The organism is Streptomyces sp. NPDC058701 (assembly GCF_042715295.1).
In the GTDB taxonomy this organism is placed as follows: Bacteria; Actinomycetota; Actinomycetes; order Streptomycetales; family Streptomycetaceae; genus Streptomyces.
Genome location: NZ_JBHXSY010000004.1, coordinates 1 through 20,586, shown reverse-complemented (window position 1 = coordinate 20,586; position 20,586 = coordinate 1). Strand labels below are relative to the sequence as shown.

The following is a 20,586-nucleotide window of genomic DNA, read 5'->3' as shown; positions in this document are numbered from 1 at the left end:
GCCTTACGTGTCGTACGGAATAGATACTGCTAGCGTGCAGTTGCGCATTGATTGCAATAAGCAGTTGGCACGCCGAGGGGACCGGATACACGCATGGCCATTTACACGCTTCCTGAGCTTCCTTACGACTACGCGGCGCTGGAGCCGGTGATCAACCCGCAGATCATCGAACTGCACCACGACAAGCACCACGCGGCCTACGTCGCGGGCGCCAACACCACGCTGGAACAGCTGGAGGAGGCGCGCGACAAGGAGAACTGGGCCGCGCTGAACGGCCTGGAGAAGAACCTCGCGTTCCACCTCTCCGGCCACATCCTGCACAGCATCTACTGGCACAACATGGCCAGCCCCAAGACGGGTGACGGCGGCGGCGTCCCGGACGAGAAGGACGGCCTCGGCGACCTGCCGGCCGCCATCACGGAGTCCTTCGGCTCCTTCGCCGCCTTCCGCAAGCAGCTGACCTTCGCGTCCTCCGCGACGCAGGGCTCCGGCTGGGGCGTGCTCGCGTACGAGCCCATCAGCGGCCGCCTGATCGTCGAGCAGATCTACGACCACCAGGGCAACGTGGGCCAGGCCTCCGTGCCGATCCTGGTGTTCGACGCCTGGGAGCACGCCTTCTACCTTCAGTACAAGAACCAGAAGGTGGACTTCATCGAGGCCATGTGGAACGTCGTCAACTGGCAGGACGTGGCCAAGCGCTACGCCGACGCCAAGGCGAACACCCCGCTGCTGATCCCGGCCGGAAAGGCCTGATCGGCACCACCCGCCCGTCCGCCTCGTGATCGTCTTCTCACCCTTCACCGGCGGGCGTGTCCACAGGAAGGCCCCCGCGAGGACATGACTCGCGGGGGCCTTCTGCGTGCTCGGCGGAAGCCGCCGTCGTGCCGTCGGACGTCCGGGCGAACGGACGCCCGGGTGGGCTACTCGAAGGAGGGGGCCTGGGTGCGGGTGCGCTTGATCTCGTAGAAGCCCGGCGTGGACGCGACGAGCAGGGTGCCGTCCCACAGGCGGGCGGCGGCCTCGCCGCGCGGGATCGGGGTGACGACCGGGCCGAAGAAGGCGACGTCGTCGCCGTCGGCGCCGGGGACGGAGATCACCGGGGTGCCGACCTCCTGGCCGACGCGGTCGATGCCGTTGTTGTGGGAGTCCCGCAGCACCTCGTCGTACTCGTCGGAGTCGGCGTAGGCGAGCAGTTCGGCCGGCAGGCCGACCTCGTCGAGCGCCGCGGCGATGACCTCGCGGGTCGGACCCTGGCCCTCGTTGTGGATCTTGGTGCCGAGGGCGGTGTAGAGCTTGCCCGTGACCTCGGCGCCGTGCTTCTGCTGTGCCGCTATGACCACGCGCACCGGAGCCCAGCCCTTGGGGCCGAGCAGCTCGCGGTAGGTCTCGGGGAGCTCGTCGAGCTTGTTCTCGTTCAGGACGGCCAGGCTCATCACGTGCCAGCGGACCTCGACGTCGCGGACCTTCTCGACCTCGACCATCCAGCGCGACGTCATCCAGGCCCAAGGGCAGAGCGGGTCGAACCAGAAGTCGACCGGGGTCTTCTCGCGCACCTGGGTGTCGGTCATGTCTCTCCTCGAGTCAGACAAAGGCATCACTGGGGACCACGTCCTCCGTCGCCAACCAGGCCGGGGCCCCGCGCATTCCCCCGTGCGAGGATTCGAGGGAAGAACGCGATCACGCACGAAGGAGTGCAGGTGCCCGGAGAGAATCTGTCCCGCGACGAGGCCCGTGGGCGGGCCGAGCTGCTGTCCGTCGACGCCTACGAGGTGGTCCTCGACGTCCGGTCCGCCGTCGGGGAGGCCGAGCCGGCCGAGGGTCCCCGGACCTTCCGCTCCGTGACGACGGTCCGCTTCCGGGCCGCGGCCCCGGGCACCGCCACCTTCGCGGACCTGATCGCCCCCTCGGTGAACTCCGTGACCCTCAACGGGCGCGCCCTGGACCCCTCGGCCGTCTTCGACGGGTCGCGGATCGCCCTCGACGGCCTGGAAGCCGAGAACGTCCTGGTGGTGGACGCGAACTGCGCGTACAGCCGGACCGGGGAGGGCCTCCACCGGTTCGTGGACCCGGAGGACGGCGAGGTCTACCTCTACACCCAGTACGAGCCGGCGGACGCCCGGCGGGTGTACGCCAACTTCGAGCAGCCCGACCTGAAGGCGCCGTACCGCTTCGAGGTGACCGCCCCGGCGCAGTGGCAGGTGTGGAGCAACGGCGCCGAGGAATCCCGGGAGGGCGGGGTCTGGCGGTTCGCCGAGACCGCGCCGATCTCCACGTACATCACGTGCGTGGTCGCGGGCCCGTACCACTACGTCACGGACTCCTACACGCGCGGGGACCTGACGATCCCGCTGGGCGCGATGTGCCGCAAGGGGCTGGCGAAGCACTTCGACGCGGACGACGTCTTCCTCGTGACGAAGCAGGGCTTCGACCTCTTCCACGAGATCTTCGACTACCCGTACCCCTTCGGGAAGTACGACCAGGCCTTCGTGCCCGAGTACAACCTGGGCGCGATGGAGAATCCGGGGATGGTGACCTTCCGCGAGGAGTACATCTTCCGCGGGAAGGTCACGCAGGCCGCGTACGAGCGCCGTGCGAACACGATCCTGCACGAGATGGCGCACATGTGGTTCGGCGACCTGGTCACCATGAAGTGGTGGGACGACCTGTGGCTGAAGGAGTCCTTCGCGGACTTCATGGGCTCCTTCGGGCTGGTCGAGGCCACCCGCTTCGACCAGGCGTGGGTGACGTTCGCCAACAGCCGCAAGGCGTGGGCCTACCGGGCCGACCAGCTGCCCTCCACGCACCCGGTCACGGCCGACATCCGTGACCTGGAGGACGCGAAGCTGAACTTCGACGGGATCACGTACGCCAAGGGCGCCGCGGTGCTCAAGCAGCTGGTCGCGTACGTGGGTCGGGACGCCTTCCTGGAGGGCGCGCGCCGCTACTTCCGGGCCCACGCGTACGGGAACACCACCCTGGACGACCTGCTGTCGGTACTGGCGGAGGTGTCCGGGCGGGACATGGCCGAGTGGTCCAGGGCCTGGCTGCAGACCGCGGGCGTGAACGCGCTGACCCCGGTGGTGACGTGCGACGCGGGCGGGCGCGTGACCGAGCTGGCGGTGCTCCAGGAGGGCGCGGAGCTCCGGCCGCACCGGGTCGCGGTCGGTCTGTACCGGCTGGAGCCGGACGGCACCCTGGTGCGGTACGCGCGGGCCGGGGTGGACGTGGTCGGCGTGCGGACCGCGGTGGCGGAGCTGGCCGGGAGCCGGCGGCCCGACCTGGTCCTGGTCAACGACGAGGACCTCACCTACTGCAAGATCCGCTTCGACGAGCGCTCGCTCGCCACGCTGCGCGCGCACCTGGGCGACCTCACGGACCCGCTCGCGCGGGCGCTGTGCTGGTCCGCGCTGTGGAACCTGACGCGCGACGGGCTGATGCCGGCCCGGGACTTCATCGCGCTGGTGCTGGCGCACGCGGGCCGCGAGAGCGATGTCGGCGTCCTGCAGATGGTGCACGCGCAGGCACTGACCGCGGTCACGCACTACGCGGCGCCGCGGTGGCGCGAGCAGGGCGGCCGGGAGGTGGCGGCCGGCGCGCTGCACGAACTGCGGCTGGCCGAGCCCGGGTCGGAGCACCAGCTCACCTGGGCCCGGTTCTTCGCGGCGGGCGCCACGACCGAGGGCGACTTCCAGCTGCTCCTGGGGCTGCTCGACGGTTCGGCGCGGATCGACGGTCTGGACGTGGACCAGGAGCTGCGGTGGGACTTCCTGCTGCCGCTGGCCGCGCACGGGGCGGTGGACGAGGGCGTGCTCACCGCCGAACTGGCCCGGGACGACACCGCTTCGGGCAAGCGGCACCAGGTGCGCTGCCTGGCCGCGCGGCCGTCGCAGGCGGTCAAGGACCAGGCGTGGGCGGCGGTCGTCGAGTCGGACGGCCTGTCGAACGCGCTGGCGGAGGCGACGATCGCGGGCATGCAGCAGCCCTCCCAGCGCGGTCTGCTGGCCGCCTGCACCGGGCGGTACTTCGAGGTCCTGGAACGGGTGTGGGCCGAGCGCTCGATCCAGATCGCGATGGACGTGGTGAAGGGGCTCTACCCGTCGCTCCAGGACTCCGCGGAGACGGTCGGCGCCACGGACGCCTGGCTGGCCTCCCACCCGTCGGCCCCGCCGGCCCTGCGGCGCCTCGTCCTGGAGTCCCGCGACGACCTGGCCCGCGCCCTGCGCGCCCAGAGCTGCGACGCGGCCGCCTCGGCCTGACGTGCGACGAGGGGGGGCCCGGGGGGGGGGAACCCCCGGGCCCCGGCCCCGGGACCTGCTCGTTCGCGGCGGGGAGCGGGCACCCCATCGGCAGTCGAACGCCCGTACTTTAGCCCCGCCTTGTCCCGGTTTGTCGACGGACGTGTAACAGGGGTTAGCAAGGCCATGGCCTGAGGGAACCTCAGCGTCATGAACCACAACGCGCCCCTCCCCCTCGCCCACCTCACCGGCACCCGCCCCCGCGTGCTGACCCTCGCCCAGCTGCGCGAGCACGGCGTCTCCGCCTCCGACGCCGCCGGGCGGCCCTGGCGGCAGATCCTGCCGGGGGTCTTCCTGCTCCACCCCGGGCCGGCCACGAGCGAGGAGCGGCTGCACGCCGCCCTGCTGTACGCCGAGCGCCGGGGCAACGGCGAGGCCATGATCACCGGACTGGCCGCGCTCGCGCTGTACCGGTTCTCCTCGGTGCCCGGGCTGCTGGGGCTCTCCCACATCGACGTGCTCGTCCCCGGCACCCGCCGGCTCCGCTCCACGGGCGACGTCCGGATCGTGCGCGCGCACGTCCCGCCCCGGTCGCAGGAGGTGACCGGGCTGCCGGTGGCCCCGGTCGCGCGGGCCGTGGCCGATGCCGTCGCGCAGCTCGCGGACGCCGGCACCGTACGCCGCCTGCTGAGCGAGGCCGTGCGCGGCGGGCACTGCGAACCGGCGGCCGTCGTACGGGAGCTGACGGTGGCCCGGCTGCTGAACCGGCCGCACGTGGTCGACGCGGTCGAGTCCCTCCTCGCCGAGGGGCGCGCCCTCGCCGAGGACCGGCTGTACCGGATCGTACGGGGCTTCGAGCTCCCCGAGCCGGTCTGGAACGTGGACCTGCGGCTGCCGGGGGGTCCGCACCTCGGCGGGGTGGACGCGTTCTGGCCCGAGCAGGGCGTGGCGCTGGAGATCGACACCCGGGCCCCGCGCCAGGGCGAGGACGACCAGTGGTCGGAGTCCGTCCGCAAGCGCGAGACCCTGGAGCGGCTCGGGATCACCGTCCTGCACGTCACCCCGCGCAAGCTACGCGACTGGCCCGAACAGCAGGCCGCGGTCATCCGTACCGCCCTGACGGCGGCCGCCGACGACGAGCCCGCCGCGTACCTGGTGGTGCTCCCCCGGTGAGCCGCCGGAGGCGGACGGGCCGGGGCCCGCTCGGAGCACCCCGCCGTGACCGCCCGCACAGGCCGGCCCCGTACCCTTGGAGGGTTGACCGGACGGGACGAAGGGGCAGGACATGACGGCGGCGGACCCGCGACCCCTGACCGGGGAACCGGTCGCCCTCGACCTGCTGAACACCCGCTGGACCGTGGACGGCACCCCGCTGGACCTCTTCGCGGGAGCCGCCGGACTGACCCGCGTCGAGGGAGTCGCCGTCTGGCTGGAGAGCGCCGGCCTGGCCGACCGCTTCCGCGCCGGCGCCCCGGCCCTGGTGCACCTGCTGACCGCCCGCGAGGCCCTGTCCCGGGCGGTGGCCGACCCGGCCGACGCGAGCGCGCGCGCCCTGCTCGACGCGGTCCTGGACCACGGCCGCGTACGCCTCACCCTGACCCCCGAAGGCCCGGGTGAGCGGGCCGAGTTCGCCGATCCGGCCTGGGGACCCGCCTGGACGGCGGTGCGCGCCTACCTGGAACTGCTGGGCTCCGCACCCGGCCGCGTCCGCACCTGCGCGTCCGGGGACTGCGGGCTGCGCTTCCACGACACCTCGCCCGACGGCACCCGGCTCCGGTGCGGGTCGGCCGCCTGCCACGACCGGGCCTAGGGCGCCTCTTTCGGAGCGTGCCGGGCCGCGCCGGCCCCCGTTCCCGTTTTCCCGCGCGCGCGTGCGCTGGACGGACGGAATGTGTCACACCCGAGCGGGAAGTCGACCGTGCACCGATACCGGGGCGCGGTCGTAAAGTCTACAAATCCACTCCACACGGCCGTCGTTTCCCCCTGATGCGCCCCGGTACGGGGTCACTGGCGCATACCGCTCCGTGGCGGGAAGCCGCCATGACAGGTCTCGGTCAATGACATCCCTCCCCAAAGAGCGGTCACGTGCGCAAGGCTGACCGGTCATCCGGCACCGAAATCCGGACCGTAACTTTCACAAACCAGGGATGCTGATGACCCTCGAATCCCCCAGCTCCATATCCGGGCCCAGACGAGCGGCCCGAATAGCCGCCGCCGCGGGCCTCGTGGCCGCGCTCTGCGCGACCGGAGCCATGCCCGCCTTCGCGGCGGGAACCGTCGACGGGCCGCGCGCCACACCGCCGGTGAAGTCCGCGGACCAGAAGCTCGGCTCCGCCGATGCCGAGCTCCTGCAGGAGGCCAAGTCCAAGGGTGACAAGACCGTCACCGTCATGGTCGCGACCGCCCCCGGCCAGACGAAGCAGGTCGCCCAGCAGCTCGGCGCCGTCGAGGGTGCCTCGGTGGGCCGTACGTACGACGACCTCGGCTACGTGCGCGCCACGCTGCCCACCGGGAAGGCGGACGCCGCCCTGAAGGCGGCCGTCAAGCTGAACTCGGTGCACGGCATCGACCTGCGCCACGAGATCCAGCTGCCGGACCCGCGCCCCGACGCGGACCGCGAGGGCGGCACGGCCAAGAAGACCGCGGCCGAGGCCTATCCCGCGCCGGACGCCAACACCCCGGCGAAGAACCCGTACAACCCGTCCTTCGAGACCGGTGCGGTGGACTTCGTCGCGAAGAACCCCCAGGCCGACGGCCGCGGCGTGACCATCGGCATCATGGACTCGGGCGTCGACCTCGGCCACCCCGCGCTGCAGACGACCACGACCGGCGAGCGCAAGATCGTCGACTGGGTCACGGCGACCGACCCGATCACGGACAACGACGGCACCTGGCGGGCGCAGATCACCCCGGTCACCGGCGCCTCGTTCGCCGCGGGCGGTTCGACCTGGAAGGCGCCCGAGGGCGCGTTCCAGTGGAGCCGCTTCACCGAGTCGATCACCGCGAACGGCGACATGGCCGGTGACGTCAACCGCGACGGCGACACCACCGACCGGTTCGGCATGCTGTACGACCCGGCGACCGGCACCGTGCGCGTGGACACCGACCAGGACCTCGACTTCACGAACAACGAGCCGATGAAGCCGTACAAGGACGGCTACCAGGTCGGCTACTTCGGGACGGACAACCCGGCGACCCCCGTCGTCGAGCGCATCCCGTTCGTGATCGAGATCCGCAAGGACGTCCCGATGGACCCGCTCGGCGGGGACTGGGTCGGCAAGAAGGCCGACTTCGTCAACATCGGCATCATCGAGGGCACGCACGGCACGCACGTCGCCGGCATCACCGCCGCCAACAGCCTCTTCGGCGGCAAGATGAACGGCGCCGCCCCCGGCGCCAAGCTCGTCTCCTCGCGCGCCTGCACCTGGTCGGGCGGCTGCACCAACATCGCGCTGACCGAGGGCATGATCGACCTCGTCGTCAACCGCGGCGTGGACATCGTCAACATGTCCATCGGCGGCCTGCCGGCGCTCAACGACGGCAACAACGCCCGCTCGGAGCTCTACTCCAACCTGATCGACAAGTACGGCGTCCAGCTCGTCATCTCGGCGGGCAACGAGGGCCCCGGCGTCAACACGATCGGCGACCCCGCCCTGGCGGACAAGGTCCTCTCCGTGGGCGCGGCGGTCTCCAAGGAGACGTGGGCCGCCAACTACGGCTCGGGCGTGGCCAAGAAGTACAACATGTTCAACTTCTCCTCGCGCGGCCCGCGTGAGGACGGCGGCTTCACGCCGACCATCAGCGCCCCCGGCGCCGCCATCAACACCGCGCAGACCTGGATCCCGGGCTCGCCGGTGAAGGAGGCGGGCTACGCGCTGCCGCCCGGCTACGCGATGCTCCAGGGCACCTCGATGTCGTCGCCGCAGGCGGCGGGCGCGAGCGCGCTGCTGATCTCGGCCGCCAAGCAGGCCGGCATCGCGCTGAAGCCGGCCGGTCTGCGCGTCGCGCTCACCAGCACGGCGAAGAAGATCGCCGACGTTCCGGCGCACGCCCAGGGCGCGGGACTGATCGACGTCGTCGGTGCGTGGGAGTCCATCCAGGGTGACGCCAAGGCCAACGACTTCACCGTCAAGGCGCCGGTCGACACCGCGATCGACCAGTTCCTGAAGACCCCGGGCTTCGGCACCGGCGTCTACGACCGCGAGGGCGGCCTCAAGGTCGGCCAGAAGAAGGTCTACAACGTCGTCGTCACCCGCACCACGGGTGTCAAGTACGGCACCCGCCACGACCTGACCTGGCGCAACAACGACGGGACCTTCAAGGTCATCGGCGGCTACGACTACGTCACGCTGCCGCTGAACAAGCCCGTCACCATCAAGGTCGAGGCCAAGGCCACGTCGGCCGGCGTGCACAGCGGCATCCTGCAGCTGGACGACGCGACGACCGAGGGCATCGACAAGCAGATCCTGACGACGGTCGTCGCCTCGACCCCGCTGGCGAAGCCGTCGTTCAAGCTGTCGGACACCTCGTCCGTGCAGCGCAACAGCCACAAGTCGTACTTCGTCACCGTCCCGCCGGGCGCCAAGACCCTGGAGGTCGCCCTCGGCGGTCTGCAGCCGGGCAGCCAGACGCGCTTCATCTCGATCCACCCGTACGGTCTGGGCGTCGAGGACAGCGCGACCACCCAGTGCTACCCGAACTACGACAACCCGGCGAACACCTGCCGCCCCGACCTGCGTTCCTACACCGACCCGCAGCCGGGCGTCTGGGAGATCGAGGTCGAGTCGCGCCGTACGTCGCCGCTGCTGGACAACCCGTACAAGCTGGACGTCTCCGTGCTCGGCGCGGCCTTCGACCCGGCGGTCAAGGTCCTGCCCGAGGTCAAGCTGGGTACCCCGGCGCCGGTCCAGTGGACCGTCAAGAACGAGGCCGCGGCCATCGCCGGCGGCAAGCTCAAGGGCGGCCCGCTCGGCTCCGCGAAGGTCGCCAAGCCGACCATCGCCACCGGTGAGACGCAGACCACCGAGGTGACGATCGGCGCGGGCGTGTCCCGCCTCGACATCGCGATCGGCAAGACGTCCGACACGGGCGCCGACCTCGACCTCGACGTGTACAAGGACGGCGTCAAGGTCGGCAGCTCCGCCGACGGAGACTCCGAGGAGGCCGTGAGCCTGGTCAACCCGGCCGCGGGCACCTACACCATCGAGGTGCTGGGCTACGCGATCCCGTCCGGCTCCACCACGTACGACTACCGCGACGTGTTCTTCTCGGCCGGTCTGGGCTCCGTCCAGGTCGACGAGGGCGCCGCGGTGAACCTCGCCACCGGCGCCACCGCGCAGGTCTCGGCGAACGTCCTGGTCAGCAGCGCGGCACCCGAGGGCCGTCAGTTCTTCGGCCAGGTCCAGCTGCTCAACGCCGGGGGCACCGCCGCCGGCACCGGCAGCGTGCAGATCGAGAAGGTCCTCCCGTAACCCGGTAGGCACCCGACAGGCCCGAGGGGGCGGCGCTCCGACGAGCGCCGCCCCCTCGTGTTTCCGCTCCGACCAGGCAGAACGGCCGATCGGAGGGCGCGCGACAGGGCCGCCGCAAAGACGTCACACGGGTTCACATTCCGGACACCGTCCGTTCCTCGGACAATGGATTGGACAAGGCTCGTGGGGTCGAACGCATGATGGCTCCACGCGCGCCCGCGTCGTACGTACCAGAGGAGTCACCGTGAGGGTCGGAATCGTCGGAGCCACCGGACAGGTCGGCGGAGTCATGCGCGGCATCCTCGCCGAGCGGAAGTTCCCGGTGGACGAGCTGCGGCTGTTCGCGTCGGCCCGCTCCGCGGGCTCCGTCCTGGAGTGGGAGGGCCGGGAGATCACCATCGAGGACGCGTCCACCGCCGACTACTCCGGCCTGGACATCGTGCTGTTCTCCGCCGGCGGCGCCACCTCCAAGGCCCTCGCCGAGAAGGTCGCCTCGCAGGGCGCCGTCGTGATCGACAACTCCTCGGCCTGGCGCAAGGACCCCGAGGTCCCCCTCGTCGTCTCCGAGGTCAACCCGCACGCGATCAAGAACCGCCCCAAGGGCATCATCGCGAACCCGAACTGCACCACCATGGCCGCGATGCCGGTGCTGCGCCCGCTGCACGACGAGGCCGGCCTGACCGCGCTGATCGCCACCACCTACCAGGCCGTGTCCGGCTCGGGCGTGGCCGGCGTCGCCGAGCTCGACGGCCAGGTCAAGGCCGTGGCGGGCGAGGCCACCGCGCTGGTGCACGACGGTGAGGCCGTGGTCTTCCCCGAGCCGGGCGTCTACAAGCGGCCCATCGCCTTCAACGTGCTCCCGCTCGCGGGCTCGATCGTGGACGACGGCTCCTTCGAGACCGACGAGGAGCAGAAGCTCCGCAACGAGTCCCGCAAGATCCTGGAGATCCCGGAGCTCAAGGTCTCCGGCACCTGCGTGCGCGTGCCGGTCTTCTCCGGCCACTCGCTCCAGGTCAACGTCCGCTTCGAGCGCCCGCTCGGCGTCGAGCGCGCCTACGAGCTGCTGAAGGACGCCCCGGGCGTCGAGCTCTCGGAGATCCCGACCCCGCTCCAGGCGGCCGGCAAGGACGCCTCGTACGTGGGCCGCATCCGGCTGGACGAGACGGCGGAGAACGGCCTCGCGCTGTTCCTCTCGAACGACAACCTGCGCAAGGGCGCGGCCCTGAACGCGGTGCAGATCGCCGAGCTGGTGGCCGAGGAGCTGCGCGGCTGATCCCGCGGCGGACACGGAGGGGGCGGGTGCCGGACGGCGCCCGCCCCCTCCCCCGTCTCACGGGCGGCGGGGCTCGTGGCGGTCCCCGCGGCGCACCTCGTAGAGGAAGCAGCCGTACTCCGCCGCCCGGACGTGCACGAGGGCGACCTCCGGGTCGGCGAACGCCTCGGCCAGCGCCCGCGCCACGACCCCGTCGGGCTCCTCCCCGAGGGCCAGTACCCGGCCGCCGAGGATCCGCCCGCCCGCGTCGTAGCGCCGGGCGACCCGCAGCGCGCCCGGCGTCCCGAACGGCAGCTCGCCGTCCCGCCCGGGGCCCGCGCACACGTCGGCGTGTACGAACACGGGCCCCTGCTCGTCGTACGCCCCCGGGTCCGCACCGGACCGCGCCGCCCAGCGGCGCAGCGGCGCGTACGCGACCAGGGCGACGCGCTCGCCGGCGCGGCTGCGGCGCAGGCAGCAGCGGAGCGGGGCGCCGCCCTCGGGGTCCTCGTACGGCAGGCACGGGCGGCCGGCGTCGTCGCCGCGGCGCAGTTCGGCCAGGGCGGACGGGGCGATGGGGAGCGCGGCGGGGCGGTTCGTCGGGGTCACGGGGTCGATCCTCCCGGTCCGGACCGGCCGGAGCTGGCGGAAATCGGACGTCGCGTTCGCCCGTGGATTACTCGGGAGCTCCGGGCGGGGCTCCCGTGGAAGGATGGCCGCGACGTCACCATCGAAGGAGATGAACGCGTGCCAGGCACGAACCTCACCCGTGAAGAAGCCCAGCGGCGGGCCCAGCTGCTCACCGTCGACTCCTACGAGATCGAGCTCGATCTCGGCGGTGCGCAGGAGGGCGGCACCTTCCGGTCCGTGACCACGGTGCGCTTCGACGCCGCCGAGGCCGGCGCCGAGACCTTCATCGACCTGGTCGCCCCGGCCGTCCACGAGGCCGTCCTCAACGGCGAGTCCCTCGACGTCGCCGCCGTCTTCCGGGATTCCCGGATCGCCCTGAAGCACCTGGCGGCGGGGACCAACGAGCTCCGTGTCGTCGCGGACTGCGCGTACACGAACACCGGCGAGGGCCTGCACCGCTTCGTCGACCCGGTCGACCAGCAGGCCTACCTGTACACCCAGTTCGAGGTGCCGGACGCTCGGCGGGTCTTCGCCAGCTTCGAGCAGCCCGACCTGAAGGCGACGTTCCGGTTCACCGTGACGGCTCCCGAGGGCTGGACGGTCATCTCGAACTCCCCACGGGACACCTCCCGGGGGACGGGGCCGGGGGACCGGGTGTGGGCCTTCGAGCCGACCCCGCGGATCTCCTCGTACATCACCGCGCTGATCGTGGGCCCGTACCACGCGGTGCACAGCTCGTACGAGGGCAAGGACGGCCAGTCCGTACCGCTCGGCATCTACTGCCGGCCCTCGCTCGCCGAGTTCCTCGACGCGGACGCGATCTTCGACGTGACCCGGCAGGGCTTCGACTGGTTCCAGGAGAAGTTCGCCTACGACTACCCGTTCGCCAAGTACGACCAGCTCTTCGTCCCGGAGTTCAACGCGGGCGCCATGGAGAACGCGGGCGCGGTCACCATCCGCGACCAGTACGTCTTCCGCTCGAAGGTGACGGACGCGGCGTACGAGGTGCGCGCCGAGACGATCCTGCACGAGCTCGCCCACATGTGGTTCGGCGACCTCGTCACCATGGAGTGGTGGAACGACCTCTGGCTGAACGAGTCGTTCGCCACGTACACCTCCATCGCCTGCCAGGCCTACGCCGAGGGCTCGAAGTGGCCGCACGCGTGGACGACGTTCGCCAACTCGATGAAGACCTGGGCGTACCGGCAGGACCAGCTGCCGTCGACGCACCCGATCATGGCGGACATCCGCGACCTGGACGACGTCCTGGTCAACTTCGACGGCATCACGTACGCCAAGGGCGCCTCGGTGCTCAAGCAGCTCGTGGCCTACGTCGGCATGGACGCCTTCTTCAAGGGCGTGCAGGGCTACTTCAAGGCGCACGCGTTCGGCAACACGCGCCTGTCCGACCTGCTGGGCTTCCTGGAGGAGACCTCGGGCCGCGACCTGACCGCCTGGTCGAAGGCGTGGCTGGAGACGGCCGGCATCAACGTCCTGCGCCCCGAGGTGGAGACGGACGAGCAGGGCGTCATCACCGCGTTCGCCGTGCGCCAGGAGGCCCCCGCACTGCCCGCGGGCGCGAAGGGCGAGCCGGTCCTGCGTCCGCACCGGATCGCGGTCGGCCTGTACGAGCTCCTGGACGGCCGCCTCGTGCGCACCGACCGGATCGAGCTGGACATCGACGGTCCGCTGACGGTGGTGCCGGAGCTGGTCGGCCGCGCCCGCCCGACGGTCGTGCTCCTGAACGACGACGACCTGTCGTACGCCAAGGTCCGTCTGGACGAGATCTCCCTCGCCAACGTCACCGCGCACCTCGGCGACTTCACCGAGTCGCTGCCGCGCGCGCTGTGCTGGGCCTCGGCCTGGGACATGACGCGCGACGGCGAGCTCGCCACCCGCGACTACCTCGCGCTGGTCCTCTCGGGCATCGGCAAGGAGTCGGACATCGGCGTCGTCCAGTCCCTGCACCGGCAGGTGAAGCTGGCCGTCGACCTGTACGCCGACCCGGCGTGGCGCGCGGAGGGCCTGGCGACCTGGACCGAGGCCACCCTGGAGCACCTGCGGGCGGCCGAGCCGGGCAGCGACCACCAGCTGGCGTGGGCCAGGGCCTTCGCGGCCACGGCCCGGACCGAGGGGCAGCTGACGTACCTGTCGGCCCTGCTGGACGGCGCGGCGGAGATCGAAGGCCTGGCCGTCGACACCGAGCTGCGCTGGGCTTTCCTGGAGCGCCTGGTCGCCACCGGTGTCGCGGACGAGCACGCCATCGCGGCGGAGCTGGAGCGGGACGCGACGGCGGCCGGCGAGCGCCATGCGGCGACCGCCCGGGCCGCGCGCCCGACGGCGGAGGCCAAGGCCGCGGCGTGGGCCTCGGTGGTGGAGTCCGGTGACCTGCCGAACGCGGTGCAGGAGGCCGTGATCGGCGGCTTCGTCCAGACCGACCAGCGCGAGCTGCTGGCCCCGTACGCGGAGAAGTTCTTCGCCGCGGTGAAGGAGGTATGGGACACCCGCAGCCACGAGATCGCGCAGCAGATCGCGGTGGGGCTGTACCCGTCCCTCCAGGTCACGCAGGAGACCCTGGACGCGACGGACGCCTGGCTGGCCGCCGCCGAGCCGAACGCGGCCCTGCGCCGCCTGGTGTCGGAGTCGCGCGCGGGCGTCGAGCGGGCCCTGCGGGCCCAGGCGGCCGACGCCGCCGCTGCCGCCCGGCTGTAACGCCTGACGCCGGCGGGCCGGGAGCCCCCCGCCCGCCGGCGCAGCGGCCGGCCCCCGGCTACGGCTGCTCGGCGGCGGCCCGCCGCAGGGCGGCCAGGACGTGGGCGACGGCGGGGGCCGCTTCGGAGCCCCGCCGGACGGCGGCGATCACGTGCCGGGCCGGCCGCTCGCGCGTCAGCACCCGCACCACGGGCCCCGACGCGCGGCCCGACACCATGCGGGGGACCAGGGCCACCCCCATGCCGGCGCCGACCATCGCCAGGATCGCCGTCCAGCCCGACGCGGAGTGCGCCTGCTCCGGGACGAAGCCGGCCGCCTCGCACGCGTTGCGGGTGATCTCCGACCAGGGGCCGCTGCCCCCGTAGATCCACGGGTCGCCGGACAGGTCCGCCAGCCGCAGGTCGGCCGCGTCCGCCAGCGGGTGGTCCGGCGGGAGCGCCACGTCGAGCGGGTCCTCCAGCAGGGTCAGCCGGGTGAAGCGGCCGTCGCGCGCGGTCGGCGCGTGGGCCGCCAGGGACAGGGCGAGGTCCACCGCTCCGGCGGACAGCAGCGCGTAGGACTCGGCGGCCTCCGCCTCCCGCACCCGGAGCTCGATCGCGGGGTGGGTGCGCCGCAGCGCCGCCACGGCCGGGACCACCAGCGCCGGCACGGCGGTGGAGAAGGCTCCGATCCGCACCTCGCCCGCGTCCCCGGCGAGGTACCCCGACAGCTCCGCCTCGGCCCGCTCCAGCTGGGCGAACACCGCCTCCGTGTGCCGCAGTACGAGGTGCGCCGCGTCGGTGAGCCGGACCCGCCGGCCCTGGGCCTCCAGCAGGGTCACCCCCAGCTGCCGGGCGAGGTTCGTCAGCTGCTGCGAAACGGCCGAGGGCGTCATGTGCAGCGCCTCGGCCGTCGCGGTCACGGTCCCCTGTTCGGCCAGGGTCCGCAGGATCCGCAGCTTCTTGATGTCCCACTCGGTCATGGGGCCGAACCTACCGCCGGGCACCCGCGGCGCTCCCCAGTCCCACACCGCCGAGGATCAGCGCCATGCACAGCAGTTGCGCCGGGCCGGTCCGCTCGCCCAGCAGCAGCAGGCCGAGCCCCGCCACGCACACGGGCTGGAGGTAGTACACGATTCCGGCGCGGGCGGCGCCGATGGCCGCGACCGCCCGGTTCCAGGCGAAGAAGGCGACGGCGGAGGAGAACACCCCGACGTACAGCAGGGGCCCGACCGATCCGGGGGTGAGCGCGAAGCCACCCTGGAGGGTGAGCGAGACGGCGTAGGCGGGGGCCAGCATCAGCGCGCCGAGCGCGAAGGTGGTGATCAGGAAGGCGAGTCCGCCGAGTTCGGCGGGCCTCCGCTTGAGCAGGGCGCTGTACGTGGAGAAGGAGAGGGCGGCGCCGAACATCCACAGGTCGCCGGCGCCGACGTCGAAGCCGAGGGAGCCGTCCCCCACCAGCAGCAGCACCCCGAGGGCGGCCACCAGCATCCCGACGGTGCGCCGGGGGCCGAGCCGTTCGCCGCCGAGGCGGGCGTAGCAGGCCATGATGACGGGTGAGGCCGCCATGATCATGCCCATGTTGGAGGCGGAGGTGGTCAGCCCGGCCTGGTGCACGAGGGTGTTGTAGAGGGCGACGCCGAACAGGGTGGCGAGGGCAATGTAGCCGAAGTGCTGCCGGATCAGGGCCCGTTGTCGCCAGGCCTGCCGGGCGGCGAAGGGTGCGACGGCGATCAGCGCGATGATCCAGCGCCAGAAGACGGCCTGGACGGGCGGGACGGTGTCGGCCATCCCCCGGGTGGCGACGAAGCTGCCGGACCAGACGACCGTCGCGAGCAGGGCCAGCGCCACGCCGGCGCCGAGTCCGGCGGTGGCGCCGTTCCTCCCCGTGCTGTGGGGCTGCTGCTCGGTGTGCGGGACGGTGCGGGCGCGGTCCGTGACGGCCACTGGTTGTCTCCCCCTCGGGGTTCGGTGTCGTAGGGCGTGGGACTACCGTCGCACCGGCCCATCGATCAGGTCCATCGAAATGTTTCGATCGGTCTTTTCAGGAGAACTGAACGATCGGGCGGGGGGTGCGACGGCGAGCTGGCCGGCGACGGTGGCGCCGAAGGCGATCGCCATGCCCGCGAGCTGTACGGGCGACAGCGACTGCCCGAGAGCCGCCCAGCCGATCACCGCGGCGGTGAGCGGGGAGAGCGGGCCCAGCAGGGTGACCGAGGTGACGGAGAGCCGCCCGATGCCGCGGAACCAGATCCAGTACGCGATGCCGGTGTTGATCAGCATCATGTAGCCGTAGCCGAGGAGGGCGCCGCCGTCGAGGGCGGGCGGGGCGCCTTCGACGAGGACGGCGACGGGGATGATGACGAGTCCGCCGGCGGTGAGCTGCCAGCCGGTCACCGCCAGGGGGCCGACACCCTCGGGGCGGCCCCAGCGCTTGGTCATGACGGTGCCCGCGGCCATGGAGACGGAGGAGACCACCCCGGCGATCACGCCGACCGGGTCGAGCCCGGCCTCGGCGGTGAGCACCACCATGCTCACGCCGAAGGCGCCCACGACGGCGGCGATCACGGTGCGCACCCGGGCCCGTTCCCCCAGCAGCAGCGCCGCGAGCCCGACGACGAACAGCGGTCCGGCGGCGCCGAGCACGGCCGCGACCCCGCCGGGGAGCCGGTAGGCGGAGAGGAACAGCAGCGGGAAGAAGGCGCCGATGTTGAGCGTGCCGAGCACGGCCGACTTCCACCACCACGCGCCCTTGGGCAGGGTGCGGGCCAGCGCCGTGAGCAGCAGTCCGGCGGGCAGGGCCCGCATCACCCCGGTGAACAGGGGCCGGTCGGGCGGCAGCAGCTCGGTGGCGACGGCGTACGTGGAACCCCAGGACACGGGGGCGAGGGCGGTCAGGGCGACGGTGGCGAAGCGCTTCACGGGGACGACTCCTCGAACGAGTAGGTCACTTGAAAGTAGCTTACTCCTAAGCTACTTTCCGTCAAGCAACTTTCTTGCGGACGAGCGAGGGAACGTCGGATACTGCGCTCATGACCGAGGCCAAGAAGGACGCCGTCGACGCGATCGCCGCCCAGTGGTACGCGGTGCGACCCGACCTGGACACCGCACCCATGGCCGTCTTCGGCCGCATCTACCGGATCGCCAGGGCCATGGGCGACGCGACGGAGCGGACCTACAACCGCTACGGCATCTCCCGCGGCGAGTTCGACGTCGTCGCCACCCTGCGCCGGTCCGGGAGCCCCTACACGCTCTCGCCGCGCCAGCTGTCGGCAACGCTGATGCTCACCACCGGCGGCATGACCGGGCGCCTGGACAAGCTGGAGAAGGCCGGGCTGCTCTGCCGCACGCCCGACCCGCACGACCGCCGCGGCCTCCAGGTGACGATCACCGACCGCGGTCTCGCCCTCATCGACGAGGCCGTGTCCGCCGGGCTGGAGGTGCAGGCCGCCGCCCTGACCGGGCTGGAGCCCGAGGAGGTCGAGCTGCTCACGGGCCTGCTCCGCAAGCTGCTGGCCGGGGTCGCGTGAGCACGACGGGGCGCCGGGGGTCCGCACCGGCGGCTTGACGCACCGGCTCCGCGGACCCCCGGCGCCCCGGAGGTCTTCTGTGCGCCGCCCCCGCGGGGGCGGCCTGGGTTCAGCTCTGGTTCTGCGGCTTGCGCGACTTGTCGCCGACCATCACGAGGCCCGCGATCACCAGGAACAGGATGATCGGCGTGGCCACGAACAGGCCCAGCGTCTGGGCAATGCTCAGGCCCGGGGCCGGGTCGTCACCGTCGTCGCGGGTCAGCGCGAGGGCGGGAGACGTCATCAGCAGCATCATCAGCGTCGTTCCGGCCGTGACGGCGCCGGCGCGCAGAGCGTTCTTCTTGTCCACGGTGCAAACGTAGCGAACACCTAAACGGCCCGCGCGCCCGGGGGTGCCGTACGGGGCGCACCGCCCTCCCGCACCGCGCTCAGCAGGGCGTTCGCCCGGGGCGACGCGGCCAGGTCCTCCAGGGTCAGCGGCCGCCCGGCGGCATCGGCGACCGGCAGCCGCCAATTGGGGTACTGGTCCCAGGTCCCCGGCAGGTTCTGCGGCCGCCGGTCCCCCACCGCGTCCGGCAGCCAGACCCCGACCATCCGGGCCGGGGTGCGCAGCAGGAAGGCGTACAGGGCCTGCACGGCGGCCTCCTCGTCCTTCGTCTCCAGGCCGAGGCCGTCCAGCAGCTCCAGCCACTCGGCGGTGTCGGCGGCGTCCTCGGCCCGCTCCAGCGCCACCGGGCGGGTGAGCAGGCCCAGCCGGTCGCGCAGTTCCACGTGGGCCCCGGCCAGCTTCGCGGCGGAGGGCGGCAGGTCGTGCGTGGTGGCGGTGGCCAGGCAGTCGGCCCGCCAGGCCCCGGGGGCCAGCGGTTCGCCCGTGCCCGCCCAGTCCCGCTCGAACCAGAGCACCGAGGTGCCCAGCACCCCGCGCCGGGCCAACGCGCGGCGGACCCCCGGCTCCACCGTCCCGAGGTCCTCGCCGATGACCAGCGCCCCGGCCCGGTGGGCCTCCAAAACGAGGACGGCGAGCATGGCTTCGCCGTCGTACGTGACGTACGTGCCCTCGGCGGCCGGGCTGCCCTCCGGGATCCACCAGAGCCGGAACAGCCCCATCACGTGGTCGATGCGCAGGGCGCCCGCGTACCGGAAGACCCCGCGCAGCAGCTGCCGCAGCGGCGCGAACCCGGCCTCGGCCAGCCGGTCGGGGCGCCACGGCGGCAGCCCCCAGTCCTGGCCGCGCGCGTTGAAGGCGTCCGGCGGGGCCCCCACCGAGACGTGCCGGGCGTGGAAGGGCCCCGTGAGCGCGTCCGAGCCGTCGGGGTGGACCCCCACCGCGAGGTCGTGCACGATGCCGACGGACATGCCGGCCGCGCGGGCGGCCTCTTGGGCGGCGGCGAGCTGGGTGTCCGTCAGCCACACCAGCCAGCGGTGGAAGTCCCCGCGCACGCGGGGCTCCTCACCGGCCACGGAGGCGCACCAGGCGGCGTGCCGGTCCAGCGCGGGCCCCTGCTCGGCACGGAACCGGGCATAGGCGGCGGCGCGTTCCGGGGTGCGCGGGACGGCGTACAGCAGCTCCAGGGCCCGGCGCTTGAGCGCCCAGACGGCGTCCCGGTCGATCAGCGCGCCCTTCTCCAGCACCTGGCGGCGCAGCTCCCCGCCCCGGGCGGCGAGTTCGGCGAGTTCGTCGAGGGCTTCGCGGCCGGTGCAGTCGGCGTACTCGGGGACGTCCTCGATCCGCAGGTGGACCGGGTCGGGGAAGCGGCGCGACGACGGGCGGTACGGGGAGGGGTCGGTCGGGGTGCCGGGGACGGCCGCGTGCAGCGGGTTGACCTGGATGAATCCGGCGCCGTGCGTCTCGGCGGCCCAGCGGGCCAGCGCGGCGAGGTCGCCGAGGTCGCCCATGCCCCAGGACCGTTCGGAGAGCAGCGAGTAGAGCTGGACGAGGAGCCCGTGGGTCCGCTCGGGCGGCGCCGGGGCCCGGGCGGGCGCCAGGATCAGGGTGGCTTCGGCGGTGCGGCCGTCCGGCAGGGTGGCGGTGATGCGGTGGACGCCCAGCGGCAGCCCGCCGGGCAGTGCCCGGCCGGACCCGGTCTCCCAGACGACGGGCGCGGGGCCCTCCCCGGCCCCCTCCGCCGCCCCCTCGGCGGCACCTTCCGCGGCGCCCTCCCCGCGGCCCGCCCCGGTGGTGTCCGCCGTGCCCTCCGCGTCCGCGTCCGCGTCCAGCCTGATGCGGGTGCCCGGCGGCAGGGCGGCCAGCGCGGGCGGCGGGGGATCCCCCGCCCAGCCGACCAGGACGGGCGGCAACAGCCGCGCCGCGCGCAGCCCTTCGGCCCGCGCCAGCTCCGCCCGGACCTCGTCCGGGGTGTCGGTGCGCACCCCGGTCAGTCCGAGCACCGCGGCCACCGTGGCCGGCGGGACCACGACCGTGGTGTCCGCGGCGGGCTGGTAGGTGGTGGCGATGCCGTGCAGGTCCGCGAGCCGGGACAGGTCGTCCATCTACGGGCACTCCTTCGTGCGTGAGGGCGGGTCAGAAGGGTGGGGCAGAAGGCGCCGAAAAGGTGGGGGCATCGCCGGGGAACACCGCAGCCATACCCATTCGAAGGCGTCGCATTCGTGGCGTATCCCGGTCAGACCGCCCCCGTGCATTGACACTCCGCCCGCACGGGTGGTGGGCTCGGGCGCGTTCGTACGAGCGGGGGACGTCTGGGCCGTGTCTTTCGGATCGGGGTGGATCGGCCCGGGGTGTCCGGTGCCGTGCGTCGCAAGGCCGAGGAGGGAGCCGAC

15 protein-coding genes are annotated in these 20,586 nt (G+C 72.7%); 8 read left to right on the top strand and 7 right to left on the bottom strand.

What is annotated here, in order from left to right:
• Window positions 1-93: 93 nt before the first annotated feature.
• A complete protein-coding gene (locus ACFWW8_RS05015) occupies window positions 94-753 on the top strand; it encodes a superoxide dismutase (RefSeq protein WP_386523784.1) in 660 nt (219 codons plus the stop codon).
• A 167-nt stretch (window positions 754-920) separates the two neighbouring features.
• Here ACFWW8_RS05015 and ACFWW8_RS05010 read toward each other — a convergent pair whose 3' ends face one another.
• Window positions 921-1,568, bottom strand: coding sequence for a DsbA family protein (locus tag ACFWW8_RS05010; protein ID WP_386523781.1), 648 nt, complete (start codon window positions 1,566-1,568; stop codon window positions 921-923).
• Window positions 1,569-1,697: 129 nt separating this feature from the next.
• Between ACFWW8_RS05010 and pepN (ACFWW8_RS05005) the strand changes: the two genes are divergently transcribed.
• From pepN (ACFWW8_RS05005) to ACFWW8_RS04985, 5 genes are all read left to right on the top strand, one after another.
• Window positions 1,698-4,256 (top strand): aminopeptidase N, encoded by a 2,559-nt coding sequence (gene pepN / locus ACFWW8_RS05005; RefSeq protein ID WP_386523778.1) that lies wholly within the window; start codon window positions 1,698-1,700, stop codon window positions 4,254-4,256.
• Between the two features lie 189 nt (window positions 4,257-4,445).
• A complete protein-coding gene (locus ACFWW8_RS05000; protein WP_386523775.1) occupies window positions 4,446-5,408 on the top strand; it encodes a hypothetical protein in 963 nt (320 codons plus the stop codon).
• 112 nt (window positions 5,409-5,520) lie between these two features.
• Window positions 5,521-6,045 carry a CGNR zinc finger domain-containing protein gene (locus ACFWW8_RS04995; RefSeq protein ID WP_386523773.1) on the top strand — a complete coding sequence of 175 codons (525 nt, stop codon included), beginning with the start codon at window positions 5,521-5,523 and terminating at the stop codon, window positions 6,043-6,045.
• Window positions 6,046-6,382: 337 nt separating this feature from the next.
• Window positions 6,383-9,706 carry a S8 family serine peptidase gene (locus ACFWW8_RS04990; RefSeq protein ID WP_386523770.1) on the top strand — a complete coding sequence of 1,108 codons (3,324 nt, stop codon included), beginning with the start codon at window positions 6,383-6,385 and terminating at the stop codon, window positions 9,704-9,706.
• A 244-nt stretch (window positions 9,707-9,950) separates the two neighbouring features.
• Window positions 9,951-10,979, top strand: coding sequence for an aspartate-semialdehyde dehydrogenase (locus tag ACFWW8_RS04985; RefSeq protein ID WP_386523768.1), 1,029 nt, complete (start codon window positions 9,951-9,953; stop codon window positions 10,977-10,979).
• A 57-nt stretch (window positions 10,980-11,036) separates the two neighbouring features.
• Here the strand turns inward: ACFWW8_RS04985 and ACFWW8_RS04980 are convergent, their stop codons facing one another.
• Window positions 11,037-11,576 carry a DUF1203 domain-containing protein gene (locus tag ACFWW8_RS04980; RefSeq protein ID WP_386524359.1) on the bottom strand — a complete coding sequence of 180 codons (540 nt, stop codon included), beginning with the start codon at window positions 11,574-11,576 and terminating at the stop codon, window positions 11,037-11,039.
• A gap of 129 nt (window positions 11,577-11,705) precedes the next feature.
• On the opposite strand from ACFWW8_RS04980, the gene pepN (ACFWW8_RS04975) reads away from it, so the two are divergent.
• Window positions 11,706-14,300: an aminopeptidase N gene (pepN, locus tag ACFWW8_RS04975; RefSeq protein WP_386523765.1), complete on the top strand. Its 2,595-nt coding sequence runs from the start codon at window positions 11,706-11,708 to the stop codon at window positions 14,298-14,300.
• A gap of 58 nt (window positions 14,301-14,358) precedes the next feature.
• Here the strand turns inward: pepN (ACFWW8_RS04975) and ACFWW8_RS04970 are convergent, their stop codons facing one another.
• Genes ACFWW8_RS04970 through ACFWW8_RS04960 form a run of 3 tightly spaced genes read right to left on the bottom strand, consistent with a single transcriptional unit; the run spans window position 14,359 to window position 17,200 of the window.
• Complete coding sequence (locus ACFWW8_RS04970) at window positions 14,359-15,261, bottom strand: LysR family transcriptional regulator (RefSeq protein WP_386523762.1); 903 nt, start codon at window positions 15,259-15,261, stop codon at window positions 14,359-14,361.
• Window positions 15,262-15,271: 10 nt separating this feature from the next.
• The gene (locus ACFWW8_RS04965; protein WP_386523759.1) at window positions 15,272-16,225 is read right to left on the bottom strand and encodes a DMT family transporter; all 954 of its coding nucleotides are present in this window, start codon (window positions 16,223-16,225) and stop codon (window positions 15,272-15,274) included.
• 42 nt (window positions 16,226-16,267) lie between these two features.
• Window positions 16,268-17,200, bottom strand: a complete 933-nt coding sequence (locus ACFWW8_RS04960; RefSeq protein ID WP_386523756.1) for an EamA family transporter — start codon at window positions 17,198-17,200, stop codon at window positions 16,268-16,270.
• Between the two features lie 110 nt (window positions 17,201-17,310).
• On the opposite strand from ACFWW8_RS04960, the gene ACFWW8_RS04955 reads away from it, so the two are divergent.
• A complete protein-coding gene (locus tag ACFWW8_RS04955; protein ID WP_386523753.1) occupies window positions 17,311-17,808 on the top strand; it encodes a MarR family winged helix-turn-helix transcriptional regulator in 498 nt (165 codons plus the stop codon).
• A gap of 109 nt (window positions 17,809-17,917) precedes the next feature.
• On the opposite strand, the gene ACFWW8_RS04950 is transcribed toward ACFWW8_RS04955, so the two are convergent.
• Together ACFWW8_RS04950 and ACFWW8_RS04945 are read right to left on the bottom strand one after the other, a co-directional pair.
• A complete protein-coding gene (locus tag ACFWW8_RS04950; RefSeq protein WP_267718618.1) occupies window positions 17,918-18,157 on the bottom strand; it encodes a hypothetical protein in 240 nt (79 codons plus the stop codon).
• A gap of 20 nt (window positions 18,158-18,177) precedes the next feature.
• Window positions 18,178-20,298 (bottom strand): 4-alpha-glucanotransferase, encoded by a 2,121-nt coding sequence (locus ACFWW8_RS04945; RefSeq protein ID WP_386523748.1) that lies wholly within the window; start codon window positions 20,296-20,298, stop codon window positions 18,178-18,180.
• Between the last annotated feature and the right edge of the window lie 288 nt (window positions 20,299-20,586).